This window comes from Nocardiopsis rhodophaea (assembly GCF_039530945.1).
GTDB classification, from domain to species: Bacteria; Actinomycetota; Actinomycetes; order Streptosporangiales; family Streptosporangiaceae; genus Nocardiopsis_C; species Nocardiopsis_C rhodophaea.
The window spans coordinates 84,579-101,145 of sequence record NZ_BAAAPC010000001.1 but is presented as its reverse complement, the minus strand read 5'-3'; the positions used below and the strand labels follow the sequence as shown (position 1 = coordinate 101,145).

General features: G+C 69.1%; 11 protein-coding genes and 1 pseudogene. 2 read left to right on the top strand and 10 right to left on the bottom strand.

The features are described from left to right. Positions 1–266: 266 nt before the first annotated feature. The 4 genes from ABD259_RS00485 to ABD259_RS00470 all read right to left on the bottom strand — a co-directional run bounded on the left by ABD259_RS00485 (position 267) and on the right by ABD259_RS00470 (position 4,359). Positions 267–917, bottom strand: coding sequence for a LysE family translocator (locus ABD259_RS00485; RefSeq protein WP_344106751.1), 651 nt, complete (start codon positions 915–917; stop codon positions 267–269). Positions 918–1,231: 314 nt separating this feature from the next. Beyond that, the gene (locus tag ABD259_RS00480; protein WP_344106750.1) at positions 1,232–2,791 is read right to left on the bottom strand and encodes an MFS transporter; all 1,560 of its coding nucleotides are present in this window, start codon (positions 2,789–2,791) and stop codon (positions 1,232–1,234) included. Further along, positions 2,788–3,477 (bottom strand): O-methyltransferase, encoded by a 690-nt coding sequence (locus tag ABD259_RS00475; RefSeq protein ID WP_344159311.1) that lies wholly within the window; start codon positions 3,475–3,477, stop codon positions 2,788–2,790. The genes ABD259_RS00480 and ABD259_RS00475 overlap by 4 nt, the downstream gene beginning before the upstream one ends. Positions 3,478–3,720: 243 nt before the next feature. After that, positions 3,721–4,359 (bottom strand): TetR/AcrR family transcriptional regulator, encoded by a 639-nt coding sequence (locus ABD259_RS00470; protein ID WP_344106748.1) that lies wholly within the window; start codon positions 4,357–4,359, stop codon positions 3,721–3,723. Between the two features lie 418 nt (positions 4,360–4,777). Between ABD259_RS00470 and ABD259_RS00465 the strand changes: the two genes are divergently transcribed. Further along, on the top strand, positions 4,778–6,184 hold the full coding sequence (locus ABD259_RS00465) for a VCBS repeat-containing protein (protein WP_344159308.1): 1,407 nt from the start codon (positions 4,778–4,780) through the stop codon (positions 6,182–6,184). 116 nt (positions 6,185–6,300) lie between these two features. On the opposite strand, the gene ABD259_RS00460 is transcribed toward ABD259_RS00465, so the two are convergent. The 5 genes and pseudogenes from ABD259_RS00460 to ABD259_RS00440 all read right to left on the bottom strand — a co-directional run bounded on the left by ABD259_RS00460 (position 6,301) and on the right by ABD259_RS00440 (position 13,942). Next, positions 6,301–7,404, bottom strand: a complete 1,104-nt coding sequence (locus tag ABD259_RS00460; protein ID WP_344106746.1) for a hypothetical protein — start codon at positions 7,402–7,404, stop codon at positions 6,301–6,303. Positions 7,405–7,545: 141 nt separating this feature from the next. Then, positions 7,546–8,304: an SWIM zinc finger family protein gene (locus ABD259_RS00455; RefSeq protein ID WP_344106745.1), complete on the bottom strand. Its 759-nt coding sequence runs from the start codon at positions 8,302–8,304 to the stop codon at positions 7,546–7,548. Beyond that, positions 8,301–11,591 (bottom strand): SNF2-related protein, encoded by a 3,291-nt coding sequence (locus tag ABD259_RS00450; RefSeq protein WP_344106743.1) that lies wholly within the window; start codon positions 11,589–11,591, stop codon positions 8,301–8,303. Before ABD259_RS00450 ends, ABD259_RS00455 begins: the two co-directional genes overlap by 4 nt. A gap of 100 nt (positions 11,592–11,691) precedes the next feature. After that, positions 11,692–12,664, bottom strand: a pseudogene (locus ABD259_RS00445) (cytochrome d ubiquinol oxidase subunit II). 24 nt (positions 12,665–12,688) lie between these two features. After that, entirely contained in the window at positions 12,689–13,942 is a 1,254-nt protein-coding gene (locus ABD259_RS00440; protein ID WP_344106835.1) for a cytochrome ubiquinol oxidase subunit I, read from the bottom strand. A 505-nt stretch (positions 13,943–14,447) separates the two neighbouring features. On the opposite strand from ABD259_RS00440, the gene ABD259_RS00435 reads away from it, so the two are divergent. Continuing rightward, entirely contained in the window at positions 14,448–14,912 is a 465-nt protein-coding gene (locus ABD259_RS00435; RefSeq protein ID WP_344106742.1) for a hypothetical protein, read from the top strand. A 22-nt stretch (positions 14,913–14,934) separates the two neighbouring features. On the opposite strand, the gene ABD259_RS00430 is transcribed toward ABD259_RS00435, so the two are convergent. Beyond that, positions 14,935–15,771, bottom strand: coding sequence for a PQQ-binding-like beta-propeller repeat protein (locus tag ABD259_RS00430; protein ID WP_344159306.1), 837 nt, complete (start codon positions 15,769–15,771; stop codon positions 14,935–14,937). Positions 15,772–16,567: the final 796 nt, after the last annotated feature.

Here is a 16,567-nt window from a genome sequence, read left to right as displayed (position 1 = left end):
CAGATTACACCGGCACTGGTCGTGGAGGGGAATCGGCGAGTCTTCCTATTTTAGGGCAACTGTATGGAGACAAATCCCTATGCAGGAAGTTGCTTAACTTCTAGCTGATTGTTCCGTGGTGATTTCGGTGAACAGCAAAGACTGTTGCGAAAGCCCGCGACCCGGTCGCCTCAGCGGGCACCGAGTACGCGCCCGTCGCCCCCTGATGAAGAGCAGCCGAGCCCGGCCAGCCGGTCGGTCGATCCGCAAGGGCAACCAGCAGCCTCTCATCGTGCGGTGAGCAGCAACCGCCCGGCCAGAGCGATCAACACCGTCCCGGTCACCGCTTCGAGGCGGCGCCGAATCGTCGGGCGGCGGAACCAGACCCCGGCGCGGGACACGCCCGCGGCCAGCCCCAGGTACAGCGCGGTCTCCAGGATGACCTGGATGAGCGCCAGGAGAGCGGTCGTCGGCAGAAGAGGCTGGTCCGACGAGATGAACTGCGGATAGAAGGCGAACATGAAGACCGCGGCCTTGGGGTTGGCGAGCTGGACGACAAACCCCTCGACAAAGGCGATCCGCGACGACGCACGCGGCGCGGGCGGATCCGCCTCGTCACCCGCCGCACGGTCGGGCGCCCGCCGCTCACGCAGCACCGAGGCCCACGAGCGTATGCCGAGATAGACCAGAAAGCAGGCCCCCACGACCTGGATCGCGACATAGAGGGAGTGGGACGCGGCCACCAGCGCCGCCAACCCGGCCCCGGCCGCCAGCGCCCAGAGGTAGATGCCCATCTCCAACCCGAGCACAGTCGCCACACTCGGCCAGAATCCCTGCAGGGCGGCCCTGCGGAAGATCAGCGCCATCGCTGGCCCCGGGGACGCCGAGATCAGAACGACGGCGACGAGAAACGCCGGCAAGACCTCAATGATTTCCATGGAATCAGATCTCTACATCCCTGTGGTAAAGAGAACACGGGCGGGTTGCTGGCGGTGTCCGCGCGGAATTGACGCGGGTACGGCTTGGGGCATCCATATTGCCGACCGCAGGTAGGTGTTCGCGAATCGATACCAGTGCCACCACAGTCATCGTCGTGCAGTGGTCCTTCGCCCTACCAGGCTTCTCTGGGGGTGAGGCGAAGGGCAATATATTGTCCGGATGTGGCCATTTTCCGGGCTATCGGTAGATTTCCGCGGGCCAAAGGACAGGTGTGGGGTGGGGTGCGCTGCGTCCCGCATCACTCACCCCTTCTCTACTTCACTTGTGGTGTCTCCTGCTCCGTGCCCTCGGGACACAGCCACGTCACGACGGGGATCGCCGCTAGCAGCAGAAGTACCGCGACAACGCGCAGTGAGTCGGCCATGGCCACGGTGAACGCCTCGCGCGCCTGCTCGGCCAGCTGCACCGCCGCAGCCGTTGCGGTGTTCTCGATGTGGTCGAGGAGTAAGCCCAGCGTCTGTCCTTCTGAGGAGTCTCCGTGGAGGTGGCGAAGACCGTCGGGGAGAGCGTGACGGAATCGTGCGGTGAGCAGGGTGCCGAAGATGGCGAACCCCAGCGCGCCACCCACCTCCCGACTGAAGCTGTTGATGCCTGATCCGACACCACCCTGACTCGCGGGAAGGGACGTGACGATGGCGTTGGACAGCGGCGGGTTGGACAGCCCCGACCCGATGCCGACCACGGCGAGGCATCCGGCGTACAGGAAGTAGGGAGTCCCGGGGCCACACAGGGAGAAGAGCCCCAGGCCCATGCCCACCATGAGCAGTCCGCAGGCGACGACTGGACGGGGGCCGTACCGGTTGGCCAGATGCGCGGCGCGGGGCGAGACGAGGAAGATCACGACGGCCAGCGGGGCGGTGCCCAGTCCTGCCAGGACGGCCGGATAGTCCTTGACGTTCATCAGGTACTGGCCGTTGAGGTAGAAGACCGAGTACATGGCGATGAACGAGGCGATGATGCCCAGGGTCCCGGCGCGGAGGCCGGAGCGACGGAACGCCCGTGGGTCCACAAGGGGCCGTTCCCGGCGGACCCCGTACAGACAGAAAAGCAGGAGAAGCAGCACCCCCGCGGCGAAGGCCGACAGCACGGGGAAGGAGGCCCATCCGAGTTCGGGGCCCTCGATGATGCCGAACATCACGGAGAAGACCGCGAGGGCGAGGAGGAGAACCCCGACGGTGTCGAGCCTGTGCTGGTGACGCTCGACACGCGGAAGGAACTTCGCGGCGGCCAGGAGGCCGAGTACAGCGATGGGGGCGGCCACGGCGAACAGGGCCTGCCAGTCGAAGAACTGGAGAACGGCGCCTCCGACGATGTTTCCCGCCACACCGCCGCCTCCACTGAATGCGGTCCAGACGGCGACCGCGTGGCCGCGTTTCTCGGGCGGATGGCAGCTGATGAACAGAGGGAGGCTGTTGGGGAGGACGAGTGCGGCGCCCGCGCCGGTCAGAGCGCGTGCGACGAGCAGCGGGGCAACATCGGGGGAGACGGCGGAGGCGACGGAGCCCGTGATCATGACGGTTAGGCCGACGAGCACAACGCCCTTACGACCGAAGCGGTCGCCGACGGCTCCGCTGGGGACCAGCAGGCAGCCGAAGACGATGAGGTAGCTGTCGACAATCCACAGGACCTGTGTCGCGGTGGGGTGCAGGGCACTGGTGGCCAACCGTCCAACCGCGAGGTTCACGCTCGCGCCGAGACCGAATACCAGCATGACGCAGATTCCGACAGCGATTGCGGCCGCTCGCGGCTTGAGCTGGGCCCCGCCCGCCGCGGCCGCGGAGTGCTGCGCCGGGCGCACGGTCCGAGGTGTCATGAGAGCGCCCGCTCGGACGTACGGGTGAACGTAGAGAGTTCGAGCCCCTGCCCATCAGCGATCGCAGTGGACACATAGCCGTTGGACGGGTCGCGTACGTAGTCGAGGTAGGGACGGGCTCCGGCCGCGAACTTCGCGGTGTCGTCCGCGTGAATCAGGGCGCCGGCGCGGAGCCGTGGTTCGGCGGCGCGGAGGACCCCTAAGTAGAACTCGGCCCATCCGTCCAGGTAGAGGAAGTCGATGCGCCGGGAGAACGAGGAAAGGATCTCCTCGGCTTCTCCCTGGATGACTTCGGCGTATTCCCCCACTCCTGCCGAGGCCAGGTTGTTTCTCGCCGCCGTACACTTCCCCTCGTGTAATTCAGCTGTGTACAGCATCCCGAATCCGTTGTCGCGGAGTGCCGCTGCGATGTGGATCGCCGTGAATCCGTAGGATGTGCCGAATTCGAAAACGGTTTCAGGCCGTGTGGCGCGAACGAAGGTGAAGAGCATTCTGCCGATCTCGGGCGGGGCAGCGTAGTAGCCGCTGGCGCACGCCTCTACCAGCTCTTCCGGCGTCCAGGGTGTGCCGCGCTCCCTGACTTTCCGCAGCAGCTTGGGCTGCTCCACCTCGTCGACTCGATGCTGTTCTTCGGAGATTCCGGCCAACACGTTGCGCATCTTGGGTAAGTACAGGGCTGACGTCATGGGCATCCTTTCGCATCCTGAACGGTGGACGGCTGTGCGCAGATCACATTCCTCTGCTGTCCAGATAAGGGAGGAGTGAGCGCGAGGTGGTGGAGCGCGTCGAGTCGAGCTTCTCCGTTCAACGCGCACCACAGGAACGGCTGATTAAGCCTTAGGGGGTCGCTGGATACGCGGTTTGCGCAGGCAAGTGCGCCAGGCGAGCCGCCTTATTCAGCGATCATTGAGTTCGAGGCAGGGCGAACTTCAGGCCGCGGACTCCCGGGCCAGCGTGAGTACAGCGCGTGCGGTAGCTTCCACGACCTCCTCGTCGATCGGCTCCCCGAGCACAAGCGCCCTGTAGTACAGCGGGCCGAACAACAGATCAACAAGGCGGCCGACTGCCTGGTCGCCGACAGTGACGTGGGGGGAGCGGGTGAGGAGCGCCCGCAGCCCAGCGATGTCGCGCTCCCGCTGTTCCCGCAAGAACCCGTCCCGCAGCGCCCTGGCTGTCTTCCCGTCCAACTGGGCATGTCCGACCAGCGCTTGGAGCACCTGACCGGCGGGGTCCTGGAAGAAGCCCGCAACGCGCCGCAGGTGAGCCTTGAGATCCTCCTCGGCTTCGGTGTCGCTTTCAGGGGTGCGCCATTGCAGAGCTTCGCGCGCGTCATCGGCGAGGGTGTCGAGGAGGATGTCGACCTTCGACTTCCACCAGCGGTAGATCGTCTGCTTGGCCACACCCGCACGCTGAGCGATGCCCTCAATGGTCAGCTCGGCGAATCCGCGCTCTACCAGCAGGTCGTCAGCGGCATGGAGTACCGCGAGCCGGGCGCTCTCACTACGGCGCGGGCCCGTTCGGCTGATGACATCGGGCCGATCGGTGGCGTCGGCGGTCGGCTTGCTCACGGGATTCCTCTCATGAATGTGGCGGAGAAACGACCACGAGACGATACGCAGCGTTGAATCTGAACGAAAGACTAGACTGGACGTCGCGTCTAGTCAATCCTGAGTCGTGAACGAGGGTGGAACAGCAGGAGGGCTTCGGCCGTACGGCGCCAACCAAGTCGAACAGCGGCTCACCCGTCCTCGGTGTCCGTGCGACGCCGCCCCTGGGGTCGGGGTGATCTCTGGATTGGATCCCCGGCCAGCGATTCCTCTCACGCCACACCCACAGAAGCGCTCCGCAGACCACGGCGTGAGGGGCGCTGCCTGGGCGTGCCTCAGCGGGACCGCGCGTCCGTCCGTTCTCCCGCTAAGCTGTCGGCCGCACACCACCCCGTAAGTCGGTCGGCCCCGGCTCGGCGCCCCCCTCGATCGGAGGCTCATGCACCCCCACCGCCGCCTTACCGCGCTCACCGGCGTGGGAGTCCTCCTCCTGACCGCGTGCGCGAACACTCCGGACGACCGGGACGTCGGCCCGGAAGACGAGGCCACCCGGGCCGTGCCCATCCCCGAGGGCGGGGGCAGCGACGCGCGCCACGACGTCAACGGCGACGGCTTCCCCGACCTCCTCTTCACGAGCACCTACAACGGCACCGGACCGGAGGACTCCCTGCCGGGGATTGGGCGCTTAGTGGTGGTCTACGGTTCGGAGGCAGGCCCGGAGCCGACCACCCGCACCGTCATCGACGCCGAAGATATGCTGGCCATCGCGGACGTCGGCGACGGCCAGCGGCTCCGCCCGGGCACCGCCGACCTAGACGGGGACGGATTCGACGACATCCCAGTGCTCGACGCCGCCTCCGCGTCCAGGGCCGGGGAAGCGGCAGTCATCTGGGGAGGGCCGACCGGCCCTGACCCAGACGCGGCCCCCACCCCCGTGGCGATGCCCGAAGAGGACGACCCCGGGCGGTCGTGGGGCGGCTCGTACACGGCTCCGGTCCCCGGAGATTTCGACGGCGACGGCAACGCCGACGTCGTGGCCGTCGAGGAGGCCGACACCGGAGAAGACCTCTCCCGCCTGACCGTGCTGTACGGCCCCTTCGACAGGGACGGCGCGCCGCAACGCAGCGCCCGTCTGACGGTCGACGCCCGGCTCGGCGGGCTCGTCAGTGCCGAGGCTGACGGCACCGGGCCGACCCCGCTCCTGCTGCGGCACGGGGCGGACGGGGAGCAGCCCGCGAACACGCTGTTCACGACCGGCCCGGCCGACCCCGGGGAGTGGGAGTCCGTCGATCTGCCCGCCGGGGGCCTCTCGGCGTTCGGCGACTTCGACGGTGACGGCGCGACCGACGTCGCCATCGGCGACGACGGGACGCGGAACGACGAGCCCGGCTACGAGACGGAGAGCGACGAGGTCCACCGTCAGCTGCACGTCTACCACGGTGCCGTGGGAGAGCGCGCACCCGAGCACTCCTCCATGACGCTCCCGGGGGAGGACGGAAGCGTCCCCAGTTACCCGCTCCGCACGATGGTCGCCGGAGATCTCGACGGCGACGGCTCCGACGAGCTGGCGGTCGGCCTCGACGGCCGCGGCGTCGACGTGGTGCGCGACACCGGCACCGGGCTCGAAGCAGATGACGCGTCGCCGCTGGTGCGCGCCGACCCCGAGAAAGGGGCCGATGGCCGGGTGGCCCGCGCCTTCGCCTTCGGCGACTACGACGGCGACGGCTCCGACGAGCTCGTGCTCGCCGTCGACCGCGGCACGTTCCCCGCAGCACCCGTCCTGTGGTGGGTCACCGACGGGAGCGCCGACGAGGGTTCCTTCAGCAGCGAGAGCTTCACGGGGTAGCCGCCGACCGGACAGGCGAACCGGTCTTAGCGGTCGGCTTTGCCATGTGCCGTGAGGCTGGGGCAGTGCGCTGCGATCGCTCACCACAATCCCGGATCTCGCGCTGTCCAGGGCTGTCAGCGGCAGTCGGCGATGGCCGCGCGAACCGCAGCACACTCCGCGGCTGTGAGCTCCATAGGGCGGTGCAGGAACGCGTTGTCGTCGTTGACCTGGGCTTCGAGGCCGTTATTCGCGGCGGCACCGCGAAGGGCACTGGTAATGGTGAGCAGCGTCATGATGCCGGACGCCGCCGCCCCTCCGCCCTTCTGGTGCTCTTCGAACCGTGCGCCGAGCCGGTCCAGCGCCGCCGGCACATCAGGCTCCGGCACATCCACGGCTCCGTCGGCGCGGCGCAGCTGCTCGGAGTAGTCGTCGCCCCACACCTCCCACTTCCAGCCGGGCCACGCGTCGGCTGACCGCAGCGGCTCCTGGTAGAGGACCCGGCCGGTCCAGACACCGGCCGTCCGAGCGTCGGCGTCCAGGTGAACACCGCTGATCGGCATCCGCGCCAACCGCGTCACCGGCGTCCACGTGGCAAGGGTGTCGAGCGCGTGCAGGCCGTTCTCGATGATGGCCGCCACGCCCGAACTGCTCGCGTACGCCCGCACCTCGCCGCCCGAGCGGACGGTGACCAGCCGCGGGCTCCCCGACGCGTCCGCTTCGGTGAACTCTTCGATCGGAAACGGCCCGAGGGGGAGCGTGGCAGGCAGCTGAGAGCCGGGCGGGTAGATCTCCGGGTTGAAGGTGAACCCCGGCATCGCGGCCATGAACTCCTCCGGGGTCCGCAGGTCCTCGGGGACCGGGAGCTCCCGTGGCGCCAGGACCTGCTCCGTGTCCTCCCCGAGAGCGGCGAGCAGGTCGGCCAACCCGTTGTGCGCCCACTCGACGCGCCACCCCGCCCAGGTGCGCTCCAGGACCCGCAGCACCGCCGCGCGGTAGGAGGAGTCGTCGCGGCAGAACCCGAACCACAGCAGGCGCCGCTCCTCCCGGTCGAGCAGGGCGGCACCATCGCACATGACCTCGTCGACCCAGCCCTCGGCCGCGTGCTGCCGCTCCGCGAAGCGCAGCGCGGCGTCCGGCCCCGGTATCAGATCGAGTTCGATGTCGTCGCCGCCCCACTGCGAGTAGAACACCCGGTGGTGACGGCCTTCTTTGATGACGTAGTGCGCACGGCTTCCCACGTGCGGCATGCTAACGGGATCACCCGCCCGCCGAACGGAAATCCGGAAAAGACCCCCGACGAGGGCGCCCGGTGCCAGGCGGTGGGTGCGGCAAGCCCGGCGGCCGCGTCGGCGGGAGCACCGAGCCCTCCTCCTGAAACGTCACCCCTCGTGGCTGTCGTTGTTGCCCCGGTCGGCCAATGCGTCGTAGACGGGGGCCAGGGCAGCCGCCAAGGCCGGGATTCCGCCGTCCCAATGCTCCAGTGGCCGGAACGGGCGTGGCGGACCGGGCATCGGGATCGGCTCGGTCGCCGCCCAGAAGTCGGCGACCCGGTCGGCGAGAGGTGCGGCCTCCATCTCCAGTTCGCCTCTGGGCCTCTCAGCTCCGCCCCCGGAGGACTCCAGCACCTCCGCGAACTCGTCCCACTCGCACCCCCGCCACGTCAGGAGCGCCATGGGGTTCGCGTCGAAGTAGTCGGCGAGCGCGTAAAGGACCGCGGCGGCGTGCTTGCAGGGGTACCCCCAGTCGGGGCAGGAACACGAGGGGGTCATGCGCGGCAGCGACGTGAACAGCTCGACGCCCCGGGCCGCGAGCGCCTCCTCCACCTCCTCGGGGAGGGTTCCCTCTTCCAGCATGTGAACGGCCTCGGCGGCTCCGGGCGAGGCGGCGAGCTCCTCGGCAAGGCGCTCCCACACCTCGGCACCGAGAGGTTCGCTGTGGATGGTGACGCGGTAGGGCCGCGCCCGGCTGCCGACGACGCGGGCGCGGGCCAGCCCGGGTTCGAGATCGATGGCTTCAACCGCCCCCTGGCGGGCGTAGGTGCGCCCGCGCGCCAACCGGGCGGGGTCGCCCCAGCCTTCGAAGCCCTCGACGAACGCGCGGCCCCACCAGCTCTCCGCGATCGGCCCGCGCGCCTTCACCCCGACACCGCCTCGGGAGCCAGACGCACGACCTCGCGCAGGTCGTCCACGCTCAGTTCGCTGAGCCAGTCCTCGTCCCGCCCGCCTATGACCGTCCTGGCGAGGGCCTTCTTCCGTTCGATCATCGCGTCGACGCGCTCCTCCAGGGTGCCCATGCAGATCATCTTGCGCACCTGAACCGTGCGCGTCTGCCCGATGCGATACGCGCGGTCGGTCGCCTGCTCCTCCACGGCCGGGTTCCACCACCGGTCGATGTGCACCACCTGGTTGGCCGCGGTCAGGTTCAATCCGGTTCCGGCGGACGTGAGCGACAGCAGGAACACCGCCGGGCCGTCGAGGTTCTGGAAGCGGTCCACCATCGCCTCCCGCTGTTTACGCGGGGTCTTTCCGCTCAGCCACAGCACCGGCGTCTTGAGCCGTCCCTCCAGATACGGGGCGAGCCGGTCGCCGAACTCGGTGTACTGGGTGAAGCACAGCGCCTTGTCGCCCTCGTCCGCCATCTCCGCCAGCAGCTCCTCCAAGCGGATGAGCTTTCCCGAGCGCCCCCGCAACCGGGATCCGTCGCCGAGCACGTGGGCAGGGTGGTTGCAGATCTGCTTCAGGCGGGTCATGGTGGCCAGGACCAAGCCCTTGCGCTGAATTCCGGTCGCGTCGGACACCGCCTTCAACATCTCGTCCACGGCCGCCTTGTACAGCGATGCCTGCTCCGCGGTGAGCGTGCACCACGTCGTCATCTCCTGCTTGTCGGGCAGGTCGGCGATGATGGACCTGTCCGTCTTGGTCCGGCGCAGGACGAACGGGGCCGTGGCACGCCGCAGCCGCGCCGCCGCCGCGGCGCCCCGCTCTCCCGACGGGTCGCGCTCAATGGCCGAGGCCGTGCGCTTCTCGAACCCCTCGCGCGACCCGAGCAGGCCCGGGTTGGCGAACTCCATGATCGACCAGAGCTCACCCAACCGGTTCTCCACTGGCGTACCGGTGAGCGCGACACGGGAGGCCGCCGGAATCGACCGCACCGCCGACCAGGTGGCGGTCCGGGAGTTCTTGATGTTCTGCGCCTCGTCGCAGACCACGCGCTGCCAGTCCAGCGCCGCGAGCTCCTCGGCGTCGCGGCGGAGGGTGCCGTAGGTCGTCACGACCGCATCGGCGGCCGCGCAGGCCGCCTTGAGGTCGACGCCGCGCGGCCGGTCGGGCCCGTGCTGGACGTGCACGGTGAGACCGGGGGCGAAGCGGGCCGCCTCCTTGTGCCAGTTGCCGACGACGGACGTGGGGCAGACCACCAGGGTCGGCGCTGGGCGGTGCCCGTTGGTCCGCTCATCGGCCAGCACCGCCAGCAGCTGCACGGTCTTGCCGAGCCCCATGTCATCGGCGAGGAGCGCACCCAGCCCGAGCCGGTCCAGGTACCGCAGCCAGGCGGCGCCGCGGCGCTGGTAGGGGCGCAGGTGCGCGTGCAGCCCGGGCGGGTCCTCCATCGGGGAGAACTCCTGATCGGCGCGACCTTCCAGCAGCGCCCCGAGGTCGCCGTCCGCCCTGACGCCCTCGACCTCGACCCCCGCCAGATCGGGTTGCAGTGCCAGGCGCAGGGCTTCGGCTTCGGAGACGGTGCCGGACCCGCGTCGCGCCACGGCGTCGGCGGCCGCCTTCAGACGGGCCGGGTCCAGGTGCGCCCATTCACCGCGCATGCGGATCAGCGGCGCCTTGAGCCGAGCCAGCGCTTCCAGCTGGTCGTGGGTGAGTTCGACGCCGCCGAGTGCCAGTCGATAATCGAACTCGACGAGCCGGTCGCCGATGCCCTCGGCCGTCGTAGGGGCCGTCTCGGTGGCCTGGCGCAGGTTCAGTGTGGCGGTCGCGTCGTGGCGGCCCGCCCACGGCGGCAGCATCAGCCCGAACCCCGCCTCGGCGAGCTCGGCGGCGTGGTGTGTGAGGAAAGCGCAGGCCTCCTCCGTGTCGAGCTCCACGCGGCCCGGAGGCACGCCGCACTCCCGCGGTGTCCCGCCCGCCTCCTCGCCGAGGCGGGGGTAGAGCGTGACGGCACGCCGCAGTGCGGCGTCCACGGCGGGACCGAGATTGCGGGGCAGCCAGTCGGCGCCGGAATCCGCCAGCGCCTCGTCCAGCGGCAGCATGAGCGAGGGCTCCTCGGCCGACTGCGCCCACAGCTCCAGGTGCCACAGCGCGCCCTCATCGGCAACGGCGACGTCGGCAGCCTCGCCGCCCCCGTCGTCCTCGCCGCTGGTCTCCGGATCCGTTTCCTCCAGCCTTCCCTCCAGCGCCTCCTCCAGGGTGGCCCCAGCACCGGCCAGCGGGACCGGATCCGGTTCGACCAGGCGAAGGACGAGGCGAACCGCCCCGGCCTGCCGGTGTGTCTCGGCGAACCAGTCGGTCAGGGCCTCGGTGAGCCGTGCGTAGTCGCGCGGCGGCGCGTAGCCGAGCATGTCACCGTCGCCGACCAGCAGCGCCTCGAACCACACCTGGTTCACCCGCGGACCGGACGGAAGCGCGAATTCTCGGCCGTCCAGCCGTTCGCGCACGGTCCGGTCGGTGAAGGCGCACAGCGCGTCCAACGCGTCGGCAACCACCTGCGAGCCGATCTCCCAGGGGTCGGTCGGCTCGGCGCCGTGGTGGGCGCGAAGGACCGGAGGCGCAGCGGCCGCGAGGGACCGGAGCCAGGCGAAGGCCTGCGGATCGAGCACCGGGTACCACCAGGCACTGGAGGACGGCGCGGCGCCCGGCCACAGGTCCGCCGGATCCTCCGTCACCAGCCGGGGGACGACCCTGCCCGCGTCGACCAGCGAATCGGCCGCCTGTGCCAGGACCTCCAGGTGCGGCAGCGACATGCTCCCCGCACCGGCAACTGTGGAGCGGAACCGGCGCAGGACGCGCAGGGAGTCGCCGGGGTGCAGGTCCAATGTCGGCACTTCCCAGGGGCGGAGTCCGATCTGGGAGGCGGCGACGGTCGGCGCGTCGAGTACGCCCAACGCCGGGGGCGCGAACGGGTGGCGCGCGCTTCCGGGCAGGCGCACGACGGCGCGGTGGGGCTGAGGCAGCCAGTGTTCTCTGTCGAGGCCACCCGCGGCGCCACCCTCGTCGGGCGGGACGTCGGCGACGAGTTCGGCGAGACGCTGCGGATTCGCGCCCAGCAACGCCGCCGTCTCCTCTGCCAGCGCTTCATGGCTCAGGGCGTAGGGGTGGGGGCGGACTCTCTTTCTGGACACGGTGGAGAGCGGAAGCGTGGAGTCCAGGCCCCACACGCACAGTCGGCCGTGGCTCCAGAAGGCTTCGATGACGCGCACACCCCCTATGGTGCCGCGCCGAAGGGGTAGGTGCGATGTACTCGCCGGTCGAGGTCCCCATGTTCGGCGATCCTGAACGGGCGGCGACCAGGGGGCACGGTCACCGGTCGGCGCACACCCGCGGAACAGGGGACACGAAGAACCCGTGCTCCCGCGCTGGTCGGCGAAGCACCCGGTAGAGGGCGATCTGCCCCGCGAGCATCAGCGGCAGCAGGGGCAGGATCGTCGTGCCGGTCAGCAGCAGCGTGCCGGGCGGCGGGCTGGGGAGCGGCAACCGGAGTGCGGCCCCGAGGAGCAGCGGGACGGCCGATCGCCACGGTGGAGGTGTGGCGGGAGAGATGCGGCCCGGACAGCCCGATGCTTGCCGCGAGCGCCCCCGCAAGGACAGCGGCGACCGCGGCCAGGGCCAGAGGCCGGTCGACCGCCAGACCGGTGCCGGGAACCAGCGCCACTGCCGCCGTCGCGACCATCGTGCCCACACCGAACCGGGACAGCAGGCGGGTGAGGCGGGCGGCCGCGTCCGCGCTCGGTGCTCCGCCGGTGGCATTGACGCCGTGGGGAACCAGACGCTCAGCGCCGAAGGCGGCACCTCGGAGAAGGAACAGCAGGGTGACCGTCACGGCACAGGCCAGGCCGAACGGCGACAGCGGGCTACCTCCGGCGAGCAGACCACCGACCACCAGTCCCCACATGGTGGCCAGGACCCAGCTGCCCGCGACGATCGCCGTGTCGCAGGCCGAACGCCAGGCGGACGTGTCCACGCGGGCACGGAGCCACAGCCCCGTGTCGCGGATCAGCCACGCGGCCAGTAGCGCCGCGAAGACCACCCAGAGAACACCCTCGAAAAGCACGCCTTTCAGGGCGGGGAACAACCCGGAGACGACGCCGAAAGCGCCCACCAGCCACACCTCGGTGCCGAGGAAGTAGGGGGCGATCGCCGCCACGAGGCGGCGCCGCTCCGCCGGTGTGCGGGCGAGATGGGGCATCAACATGCCCAGGCCGATGTCACACCCGGCGAGCACGAAGTAGCCCACGACCAGGCCGGAGAGCAGGAGGACAGGAAAGGTTTCCATACGGAGTTCCTCAGGGGCGCCGGGTCATAGTGTGGGGGCGGGGCCGCGGTCGCGGCCGTCAGGGGCGGACAGATCCGGTGGGGCCAGCGGGCTCGCGTCGGGGCCGCGCCGGGCGAAGCGGATCAGCAGCCCGGCGGTGACCGTTCCGAGCAGGGCGAAGGCCAACGTGAAGAAGGTGAACGAGGCCCCGGCCATGAGCGGGGACATGTCGGTCATGGCGTCCGCCGTCGTCAGGTGGTGGCGCACGACCCAGGGCTGGTGCGCCGTCTCACGGAAGACCCAGCCGCCGATGCTCGCCGCGTAGGGCAGCACCGGGACGAAGGCAAGGAGCCTGAGGTGCCAGCGCCACCGGTCGAGTCGGCCGACCATCCACACCAGCGCTGTGAGGACGCAGACGCAGCCCAGCAGCGCCCAGGAGAGCATCATGATCATCAGGCCCACGCCACCAAAGGCGTGGGCGGTGGTCTGCTCGGTGTACGCCTGCTCAATCACCGCGATCTCGCTGGGGGAATAGGTAGCCCCACTGGTCGGGGGTTGGTGACCCTGCAGGGAAAGCTGCACTCCGCCGCTGATCATCGTGGGGATCAGGCCGATCACCAGCAGCGCCGCGCCGTGCCGGATCCCCCGGTGGTACATCCGACCGGGGTCGTCGCGGCGTCGCAGGTGGTAAACGCTGGTGGCGGCGATGACGGCACCGCCCACCAGCATCGTCGACACAGCGACGTGGCCGAAGGCCATCACCGCGGACGGATTGGCGAGGAGCGCCCATGGGTCGTCGACCACCGCCACGCCATCCTCGATCGAGAACCCCGCAGGCCACCGCAAGAAGCCGTTGGCGACCAGCACCCAGTACGCGGAGGCGTAGGCGGTCACGGTGACGACCAGGAAGCACGCCCAGTGCGTCCACCGGCGCATCCGGTCCCAGCCGAAGATCCACAGGCCCAGGAACGTCGATTCGACGAAGAACGCGGCCATGGTCTCCACGGCCAGCGGCGCACCGAACGCGTACCCGAACATCTCGCCGAGCCCGGACCAGTTGAGCGCCAGCTGCAACTCCATGACCAGCCCGGAGACGATGCCCATCGCGTAGTTCAGCACATACAGCCCACCCCAGAACCGCACCGCCCGCATCCGCGCCTCGTCCCGCCGCAGGGTGGCACTCAGCTGGCTGAACAGCACGTAGGGCGCCAGACCGAGCGTGAACGCGACGAACATGTAGTGCGTCGCCGCGGTGAGAGCGAACTGCAGTCGCGCGAGCAGAAGCGGGTCGTCGAGCATGGGAGCGCGGGCCTTTACCGGTCGGGAAGCGTGCATGGCCATGCTCAGACGCCCGGTACCGGTAGGGAATCACTCCCGCGTCGGCACTTGGCCTACAGCCCGAGGAGGGGTGGCTGGCTCGCGCCTACGTCCTTGGATGTCATCGCCTCGCCATAGATCGGCCTCCGACGTACACGCCACCGGGACCCTCCACCGTCCACCGCGATCGTGCGCGCCCTGTCCCCACCAGGCTCATACATCCGTCCCTCTCTGTCGGTTAGGGAGCCTGAAGTTCCCAAGTGCGACCAAATAAGCACCTAAAGCAACGTGCCCGATACTTTGAGCCGGTCAGAACGAAACCGCAGAAACGAGAATGTCTGTGCACCCCGAGCAGCACGACCCTGCCCAGTACCCTCACCCGGGCCACCCAAATCCCCGGTATCGTCCGCCCTCTTACACCGGCCATCCGTATTACCCGGTTCCCCAGGGGCTTCCGGCCGAAGGGCCCGCCCAGCCAGGCCACCCCATGCCCTACGGAACGCATCCCCATGGTGGCCGCGTCTACGCTGCCCAGGGCGTTCCCAAACCGGGCACGGTCACCGCGGTACAGGTGATCATCTTCATCCTGGCGGCGTTCCTGGCGCGGCAGGTCGTCAAGATGCTCCTCGAACTGCTGGCCGCGCTCACGGAACAACACGCGACCGGCGGTGTCGCAGGCCCCTCGGCCAGCATGGTGATCGACACGGTCTCCGCGGCTACGACCCTGGCGGTTTTCATCGCACTCGGGGTATTGGCCACGAGGCGCTCACCGGTCGTCATGTGGTCGATCGCCGGCGTCTACCTCGCTTGTGCCGCCTTTCTCTTCTTCTCCTGGACCATGAGGGAGTGGAGTCCACCGTCGATCTTCAGCGTCGTGATCTTCACTCTTGTCGCCGGAATGACCCTGAGCAGGTCCTCCCGGCGGTACTACCTGTCGAAGCGAACGCGCTGATACCGGGGCTGCCGGTCGCCGGTCAGGCCAGGCGCCGGATGTCGCCGCGGATGCGGTAGAACCCGCCGCGGCTGGACTCGACGACCTCGGCGACGAGGTAGCGGGCGCCTGGGCTGCGGATGTCCTTGGGAAACTGGACGTGCCAGGTCGGGTCGAAGCTTGGGGAGGCGACGCGGACGCACAGGTGGCCGCAGTCCTCGACGCATTCAACAATGACGCCGCCGCTGTCCGCGATCTCCGACGCGGTCACGGTCTCCAGTTCGGCCGATGGGGTGACGGCGTCAACGGCGGCCGCCTTGACGTCTCTCGCCTTGGGAACGGACCCCTGCTCCGCCGCCGCGATCGCCGAATCGCTGGCGTCGATGCAGGCCAGGGAGCCGTCGGTGGTGACGATATAGAGGTGGTCGTCGTGCAACTGCATCGAGTATGCCGACCCGCGACCCGTTGCGAGCTTCCACGGTCGGTGTCCGTCCCGGGCGAAGCAGTAGACCGAAGAGTAGCTGTCGCCCGCGACGACGTAGCGTCCGTCCGGTGACGCAGCGCAGGAGAACGCTGAGGCGTCGCATCGGTACGCCGAGCGCAGCCTGCCGTCCTTGCCGATGCGGTCGACCGTGTTGCGTGCGCTTCCGGCGAAGACCTCGTTCCCCTCCTGCCAACCGAACAGCACCGCGCCGCTGGTTCGCGTGCGCCAGCGATCCTCGCCGGTGCGGGCCTCGTACATCGCCACACCACCGGAATGGCCGTGGTAGACGCCGTCCTCATCACACCGGACTATCCACCCCGAGCGCCCTGAGCCGTTCCGCGCCCACTGGAACTTGTCCTCGTGGTCGCTCCACGACCTCGTAGAACTTTTGCGCACCCTCGCCCTCCTGCGAGAGCTCCAAGTAGGTCCGGGGATCGATTGTGCGGTTGGGCATGAATCCGCCCTTCAAAGCGAGCACAGGAGACAGGACGCAGCCAACGGATCGGAACAATCTCCCTCCGATCCGCGATCGATCTAGCGAGGGGCACCGACAACCTTGGCGCGCTTGCCATGGCTTGTGGCCGCGACCCACTCCTGCTTGGGGCCCATCAGTCGCTCCGCCTGGTTGCGGTCCAGTAGGCCTTGCGGTTTCGTGAGCCACCATCGTTTCGATGGGTACCTGGCAACTCGGGACGCTCTTCCGCGCCGCGCACGACCAAATAGAGGAACGGACCCGTGAGCTTGTGCCAGGTCCCCCGGGGCCGGTCGAAGGGGCTCGCCAACGTGGTAGCAGTGTCCTCGACTGAAGGCGGTGGTGCCCTCGCTATTGGACCAGGAACGTGACGACGGGCCCCGCCCGTGCGGAGATCATCCGCACGGGCGGGGCCCGTCTAAGGAGTTCAGTGGACCGCGGGAATCGAACCAATCAGAACATAACCGTTGGTCCGCGACAGCAAGACGAGCATCCGCTCTTCTCCCGAAACCACAAATACGTGGGAATGTGAAACCTCACGTCGGCCGGATCGTTCCACCGGCATCCGGGCCGAGGCCTACGGGAACGGATCGAACACCTGGCCCGCGTCGCCGGCACCGTGGTCGTACACGGGGACATCCCGCAGCCACATCGTCGCGAATCCCATGTGTCGGCCAGTGTGGCCCGTTTCGGCGTGCCGGGACAGATCCGGTTGGCCAC